The sequence below is a fragment of the Pseudochrobactrum sp. AO18b genome (assembly GCF_000409565.1).
GTDB lineage: Bacteria > Pseudomonadota > Alphaproteobacteria > Rhizobiales > Rhizobiaceae > Pseudochrobactrum > Pseudochrobactrum saccharolyticum.
Map to the genome: position 1 here is coordinate 1 of NZ_ANNO01000388.1, position 7,273 is coordinate 7,273.

Below are 7,273 nucleotides of genomic sequence, written 5' to 3' on the forward strand. Positions count from 1 at the left end.
CAATATATTTATCAACGGCCTTATCGTATGATGTTTCCTGCGCCTCAAACATCGCTTTTTCGAGGTCTTCCAGCGGGATATTCATCTTTTCCAGCAGAGAGGCGACCTTCGGATTATCTTCCTTAAAGCCTTTGCGGGCGAGGGCATTCACATGCTCTGCGGCACCAAGCGCACCCTCAGGGTCTTCCAGATAGCGCAGCTTATATTTGCCGAACATCCAGTGCGGGCTCCATGCCGTCGCTACAAACCAGCCGTCCGAGCGGGTTGCACGGTCAACCGTGGTCAGCATCGCTGCCTCACTGGAAATCTGCAGCTTGTAATTCAGGCCGTATTTTTTGATTGCTTCTTCTGAAAGGCGGGTCAGACCGGCACCCGGATCAATACCTTGAATCTGGCCTTTCAGCTTTTCATGAATATCGGCTTTCTTTAGGTCTTCAATCGACTTGATATCGCTCTCGGGCACGGAGGCAGGCACAACCCAGCCAAGTTTTGCACCTTCATAGAGCGGCCCCAGATCTTCAACTTTACCTTCAACGCGCTTGTAATAATCCGCATGTGTTGCAGGCAGCCAAGCCATCATCATGGCATCAAGATCACCACGGCTCACGCCCTGATAAAGCGGTGCAACATCTGTCTGCACCAGTTCAACTTTCTGATCCAGATTATCCTGAATAAGTTTAGCCGCGAGTTTGGTTACAAACTCAGCATCGGACCAGGGTGCCCAGCCAAGTTTGACCACTTTGGCATCGCCTGCAGCCAATGCTGAAGTTGCCATGGTTCCCGCCAGCAATGCCGCCAGGCTTAGACGTGTCAGTTTCCCGAACATATCTTCTCCTTTAAGGTTTCTATAGGTGAATTAAGCTTCCTGCTTGCGCAGGGATGTTGTTTTCTTGGTTCCGGTTTCCGCTTCCGGCTGTTTGCGCAGCGCTGCAAAGCGCTTGAACAGACTTGGCTGAGGTTTACCGAAGCTCTGAGTGATCCGGTCAAGCACAACGGCCAGAATGACCACGGCAAGTCCGCCCTCAAAACCGGTACCGACATCAAGACGCTGAATACCGGTGAGCACTGTGTTGCCAAGACCGCCCGCACCGATCATGGAGGCAATCACCACCATCGACAGCGACAGCATGATGGTCTGGTTGATACCGGCCATAATTGAGGGAAGGGCATTGGGAAGTTGCACTTTGAACAGCAGCTGTTTTGCCGTGCAGCCAAAGGCCAGACCGGCTTCAACAAACTCTCCATGCACCTGCCGGATACCCAGATTGGTCAGGCGCACAACCGGAGGCATAGCAAAAATCACAGTCGCGATTGTACCGGGCACGGCGCCAAGACCAAAGAACATGGCCGCCGGAATGAGATACACAAAGGCAGGCATAGTCTGCATCAGGTCGAGCACAGGACGTATGAAAGATGCCAGCAACTCACTGCGCGCCATGGCAATACCCAGCGGAATACCAATGACAATGGCAATGATTGTTGCCGCCAGCACCAGTGACAAGCTCTCCATCGTGCCCGACCACAGTCCCATATGATGGACGAGTGCCAGTGCGAGAGCAGTGAAAATCGCAAACTTCCAGCTCACACGCCACAGCGACAGCAATGTCAGAATGGCAATACCCACAACAGCCGGAATTGCCAGCAATCCGCCCTGAATACCGCCGGTAACAAAGCCGATAACCGCAGCAATCATATCCAGCGCCGGTGTGAAATGGTCGAGAATGTAATTCACAGTGATATCGGCACCTTTGCCGATACTAAAATTCATATCCATATTTATACCAATCGTTTCAGCTCAACCGGCGCGGTCGAGCGTTTCCAGAAGTGCCGACTTGGAAATCGCACCGACATATCTGTTTTTTTCATCAACAACCGGAACCGGCCAGCGGCTTTCAGCAACGCGGCCGAGCACGTTGGAAAGCGGTTCGCTTGCTTCAATAGGGGTGATATCGCTTAAGAACGCTTCCCTGTACGGATGCGGGGATTTGGCTTTGACCTTCTCAATCAGGCCGTCCTGACTGATCATGCCGTGATAGCTGCGGTCACGGCCGACAATAACGGCAACGTCACGCCCCGTAGTTTCCATCTGCTCCAATGCGGAAGCGGCAGAAACACCCTGACGATCAAAGATCGTCAGCAAGGTTTTCCGCGCCACATCACCGGCAGAAAACACATGAGACACATCCACATTCTTGAAGAAGGAGCGCACATAATCATTTGCTGGCGCGGAAACAATCTCATCCGGTGTGCCGACCTGTACGACCTTGCCGTGCTGCATGATGCAGATGCGGTCGCCGATACGCATGGCTTCGTCCAGATCGTGGCTCACGAAGATAATCGTGCGGCTGTTCTCCGATTGCAGGCGGATCAGCTCATCCTGCATTTCCGTGCGGATGAGGGGATCAAGAGCGGAAAACGCCTCATCCATCAGCAGGATTGTCGGTTCATTGGCCAGAGCGCGGGCAAGACCGACACGCTGTTTCATACCACCGGAAAGCTGGTCGGGCATGCTCTGGGCATAGGGCTCCAGACCGACGGCCGTGAGCGCTTGCATTGCGCGCTCATGGCGCTCGGCCTCAGCCATGCCGGCAACTTCAAGGCCGAAGGCAGCATTGTTGAGAACAGTACGGTTTGGCAGCAATGCGAAAGACTGGAAAACCATGCTCATATCGCGGCGGCGCAGGTCGATCAGTTCGCCTTTGGACATTTTGGTAATGTCGCGTCCGTCAACGGCAATGGTGCCGGAGGTCGGCTCAATCAGCCGGTTCAGCAGGCGCAGAAGTGTGGATTTGCCGGAGCCGGACAATCCCATAATGACGAAAATCTCGCCATCCATAATTTCAAAGCTCGCACCGTCAACGCCGATAGTGCAGCCCGTATCCTTGTGGATCTCTGTTTTGCTTTTTCCGGAACGCAATTGGCTCATTGCTTTTTCCGGCTTTTCACCAAAGACTTTAAAAACATCTTTTAAAGATAGTTTTACAGACTTTGGCTCATTCATACTCTCATTAATTGTATAAACAGCCATATAATAAGTTAACCCTGCCATAATGGCAGACCTATTCTCCTTTTGTATTTAAATAAGAGAAATATCTGCGAAATTAATGCAAAGATTATGCTTTAAATTTCATTTAGAAATTGCAGATAAATCTAAACTGATATTCAATAATATATAGAAATATCGAAAAAAGTCCACCCAACATATGGGAATTGCTGCAAAACCCTATGTTTTCAGGGCGCAGCGCATAATCAGAAAAAGGTAGCGCAGCTATAAAACAAGCCTCCATGAGCCTATGAAACTGCATTTGATGCAGAGGAGATTCTCACCATCTCCACGATACAAAAGCAGATGAAAAATCTGCAATATTGATAGAGTATGAAGTAAAAGATCAAAAACTTCGCAAAACAGATGAAATTTTTATTATTAAATATTCAATATTAAATTTTATAAATATACGCTTTAATATTTGAAAAAATGAAGTATCATCATGCATATCGCAATCTTCGATGGATAATACATGGAGAAAGACTGGAACTTCTTTATTATTGTCGAGCCGGTGCAAGGGCAGGTATTTAAAATATCCTGCTGGACCGATTTATCTGTGTTTTTGCTGTGCCACTGGCCGGTAAAATACGGAACATCCTATACTGTGGCGGTATGTACTCTGTCACAGAATTATTACAAGAAATCCAATATTGAACTCATCATTAAACATTTCATTGCTGCGCTCAATGAAGCAAAAATTCCCTATTACTTCAAAACAGACAAGCATATAGCTGATGCAATAGTACCGGCAATTCCGACAGGCATATCAGCCACCGCCATTAGCGAGTAAACCTCCACTCATCAAGACAGAGGAATAGCAACTTCCGTGCGGTTTCTGCCGTTTTGCTTAGCCTGATACAGCGCCTGATCTGCGGTTTTAATCAAGTGGCTGAAGTCAGGATGACCATTGAATGTGGAAACACCAATCGACAGCGTAATATTTTGTGACCCGCCATCCGGCAGTGAGAATTGCTGACCGGCAATTTTCAGTCGTAGTTTTTCAGCCGTTTCCAAAGCAGTCTTTGCGCTTGCTTCAATCAGCACCACAAGAAACTCTTCGCCGCCATAACGGAAGACAAAATCGCTGGCACGGGAATGCGTGAAAATGCTTTCTGCCACCTGCTGGAGAATATGATCCCCGCCGCCATGGCCGTAAGTGTCATTGATACGTTTGAAATTATCGATATCGACCATCATGACACTCAGCTCCATCCGGTTTTGTGAAGCCATTTTGACCTCACGCGACAGAATGGAAGGCAGGAAGCGTCTGTTCAGTGTGCGCGTCAGCGGATCGCGACCGGTTTCCATCGCAGCAGCAGCCTGAAAGAGTTCTGCCAGCAGAAATTTGATCTCTCCGGTTTTATTCTTAAAGGATTCAATCAGTTCTGTTAGATTTTGATCCGCATCGGCACCGGCAATGGCCGGTAGCAAAACGGTGTCGATATATTTCATATCTGCACGAATATTTTCCAGAACCGGCGAACCATGAAAAATCATATCGCCTTTATGATGCAGCCACAGGCCGAAATCAGAACTGGAGAGCAGGGGCAGCACAGCTTCGCGTCTGTTACCATAGAGACTGAACAGAACTGACTGGCTCCACTCCATGAGGCTGGCACGCTGGATCTCACGTTCCAGTGTCACATCCTGACTGAGTGCGAAAGCACGATAGGCTTCATCCGTCTGTGCATCGCTTTTGGTATTGCTGACAAAAGCCTGACTCATAAATTCAATAGCAATATTAATGGCATTGCCGACATAATCGGCCATGACAGCAAAGTCACCAAGACTGATTGTCTGACTTTGCAGCTGACAAACAATCTCGTTTTTCAGCAGGCGCGCGCCTTGCATAACCACATGAATAGGCACCTGAATACGCGCATGAACCTCGCCGATCTTGCGCTGTTCAGCCACAAAAACCGCAACATCCATGGTTCGCTCAACAAAAAGACGGCGCAGCCAGCCGCGCATTGAATGCTGCAGGCGGTCGTGAACCACATCCTGAGAGAGAAACGGACTTGCATCCGGATTTTGCAGCAACCGATCGTAGAAAACACCAACCAGACGGTCTTTATCCGCCTCGATCAGACAGGCAAGCTGCTTTGCAAGATTATCAGGCAGGCTATGAATGAGCTGAACCCATTCGCTCTCGGAAGGCGTCAGGCAGATATGAGGATTACGGATATCATCACCGGACATCTCTGTAGGCAGAGCAGGGACATTCATAACCGTCATAGCTTCATCACTCATATGCTGGAGCGCATATTAAAAATCCGAAACTTTTGATCTGTTTTCGGCTTTAAGAATGCGCATAATTTTAAAAACCAAAGCAATTCCAATAAGTTCCCCTAACTGAAAATGCCTTAAACTCTGTTAAAGAGCATGCCCGATAATGGTATCAAACCGTTCATTCCGGCAGATGCAAATCTCCCTGCAACGCGCAGATTGCACGCTGTTTGTTGTCAGTCAGAGATCATAATTATACCGGCTTAAGCCCCGCCAAGTGTTCTCATTATTATGTCTTGTTGATGAATGATACGCTTAAATAGCTGTTTTTAAATGAATACTCCGTTCACAAATATATTACCGCTTGTCTGCTGAAAATTAATTATGTAGACTGACCTACCTAATACTGAGAAGAGAAATTATGTCTGCCTCTGCAAAGCCGTCCAAAGCCCAATCTGTGCGTGATCGTCTGCTCGATGCGGCGGGTATTCTGTTTTATAATTACGGGATTAACGCAACCGGCATTGATATGATTACCGCAAAAGCAGGCGTGGCCAAAATGAGCCTGTATAATAATTTTGCATCAAAATCAGAGCTGGTCGCCGCTTTTATTGAGCTGAGGCATCAGGAATGGCTTGATTTATATGCTGCGCGTTTAGCCCCTGCCGCCAGCCCGAAAGAGCGGGTTATGGCCGTGTTTGATGCCTACAGAGACCACGCTGAATATGATTATGAGAACGGTTTTCGCGGCTGCGGCTTGTTGAATGCTGCAGCTGAACTCACCGTGGGCGATAAGGGCAGGGAGGCTGTGCGCCGCCATAAAGAAGAGGTGGAGCATTTCCTTATTCAGCACCTGCAGGAATGGCGCACTCAAACAGGTAAAGCATTGACAGCGGAGCAGGTGGAAATGACCGCAGAACATCTGGCATTTCTGCTGGAAGGCTCATTCTCCCGCGCCGGTCTTGAGGGCAATAGTAAGCGTGTTCAGCATGCAAGACGTCTTGCAGAAAGTATTTTGGCCGGTTTATGAGCAATGTATCAGTTATCAAAACGGATAGTGCAGGGCTTGGCATTGTCTGCGTTTTAATCGCGTCCTTTCTGTGGGGCACCACCGGCACTGCCGCAACTTTTGCACCCGAAGTCGGGCCCATGGCCATCGGCGCGGTTGCCATGGGAGTAGGCGGGCTTTTGCAAGCCCTACTCGCTTTGCGGGCATTGAAACGCGATTACAGCAAGTTACAGCAACAATGGCTTCTCGTCTTGTTCGGCGCGGTTTCTGTGGCTGTCTATCCGCTGGCCTTTTACTCGTCGATGTATCTGGCGGGTGTCACAGTCGGCACGGTTGTCACGATCGGTTCCGCACCTTTATTTTCCGCGCTGATTGAATGGGTGATTGATCGTAAAACCCTGAGCAAGCAATGGATATTCGGCGCGGCTCTCGGGCTTTCCGGCATTGTTCTGCTTTGCTTTTTCGGTGGCGGCGACCATCAGACAGCATCAGTTGCATTTTCTGCGGGAGCGACTGCGGCAGGCGTATTGCTGGGACTTGTTGGCGGACTGACCTATGCCCTTTATGCATGGGCAGCACACCGGCTGATGTGTAAAGGCATTTCCTCAAAAGCAGCGATGGGGTCAATTTTCGGAGCAGGTGGCCTGTTGCTGATGCCGATATTGCTGCTGACCGGCGGGGCATTACTGGCCTCATGGAATAATGCACTTGTCGGTGCCTATATGGCTGTCATACCGATGTTTACCGGCTATGTCTTATTTGGTTATGCGCTGGCGCGTATTTCCGTCAGTACCGCAACAACTATAACACTCACAGAACCTGTGATTGCCGCTTTGCTGGCCGTTGTAATCGTTGGTGAAAACCTGTCGCCACTCGGATGGCTCGGTGCTTTGCTGGTAATATCCTGTCTTGTTATTCTCTCTGCTCCGAAGAAAGAGCAGGTGCGGTAAATTCGTCAGGCAAGCGTTTTGAGATAGTCTTCAAAACGCTTG

General features: G+C 49.2%; 7 protein-coding genes. 3 read left to right on the top strand and 4 right to left on the bottom strand.

Annotation, left to right across the window (positions count from 1 at the left end; genetic code table 11):
- The 3 genes from A918_RS0114575 to proV all read right to left on the bottom strand — a co-directional run.
- Positions 1-826, bottom strand: an 826-nt coding sequence (locus tag A918_RS0114575; RefSeq protein WP_022711771.1) for a glycine betaine ABC transporter substrate-binding protein, incomplete at its 3' end; no start/stop codon positions are given.
- Positions 827-856: 30 nt separating this feature from the next.
- The gene (locus tag A918_RS0114580) at positions 857-1,774 is read right to left on the bottom strand and encodes a proline/glycine betaine ABC transporter permease (protein ID WP_022711772.1); all 918 of its coding nucleotides are present in this window, start codon (positions 1,772-1,774) and stop codon (positions 857-859) included.
- 21 nt (positions 1,775-1,795) lie between these two features.
- Positions 1,796-3,001: a glycine betaine/L-proline ABC transporter ATP-binding protein ProV gene (gene proV, locus A918_RS0114585; protein WP_028233844.1), complete on the bottom strand. Its 1,206-nt coding sequence runs from the start codon at positions 2,999-3,001 to the stop codon at positions 1,796-1,798.
- A 517-nt stretch (positions 3,002-3,518) separates the two neighbouring features.
- Between proV and A918_RS0114590 the strand changes: the two genes are divergently transcribed.
- Positions 3,519-3,836, top strand: coding sequence for a DUF982 domain-containing protein (locus A918_RS0114590; RefSeq protein WP_022711774.1), 318 nt, complete (start codon positions 3,519-3,521; stop codon positions 3,834-3,836).
- Positions 3,837-3,847: 11 nt separating this feature from the next.
- Here the strand turns inward: A918_RS0114590 and A918_RS0114595 are convergent, their stop codons facing one another.
- Positions 3,848-5,296 (bottom strand): GGDEF domain-containing protein, encoded by a 1,449-nt coding sequence (locus tag A918_RS0114595; protein ID WP_022711775.1) that lies wholly within the window; start codon positions 5,294-5,296, stop codon positions 3,848-3,850.
- Positions 5,297-5,693: 397 nt separating this feature from the next.
- Between A918_RS0114595 and A918_RS0114600 the strand changes: the two genes are divergently transcribed.
- Positions 5,694-6,302, top strand: coding sequence for a TetR/AcrR family transcriptional regulator (locus A918_RS0114600; RefSeq protein WP_022711776.1), 609 nt, complete (start codon positions 5,694-5,696; stop codon positions 6,300-6,302).
- Positions 6,299-7,231, top strand: a complete 933-nt coding sequence (locus A918_RS0114605; RefSeq protein WP_022711777.1) for a DMT family transporter — start codon at positions 6,299-6,301, stop codon at positions 7,229-7,231. Before A918_RS0114600 ends, A918_RS0114605 begins: the two co-directional genes overlap by 4 nt.
- Positions 7,232-7,273: the final 42 nt, after the last annotated feature.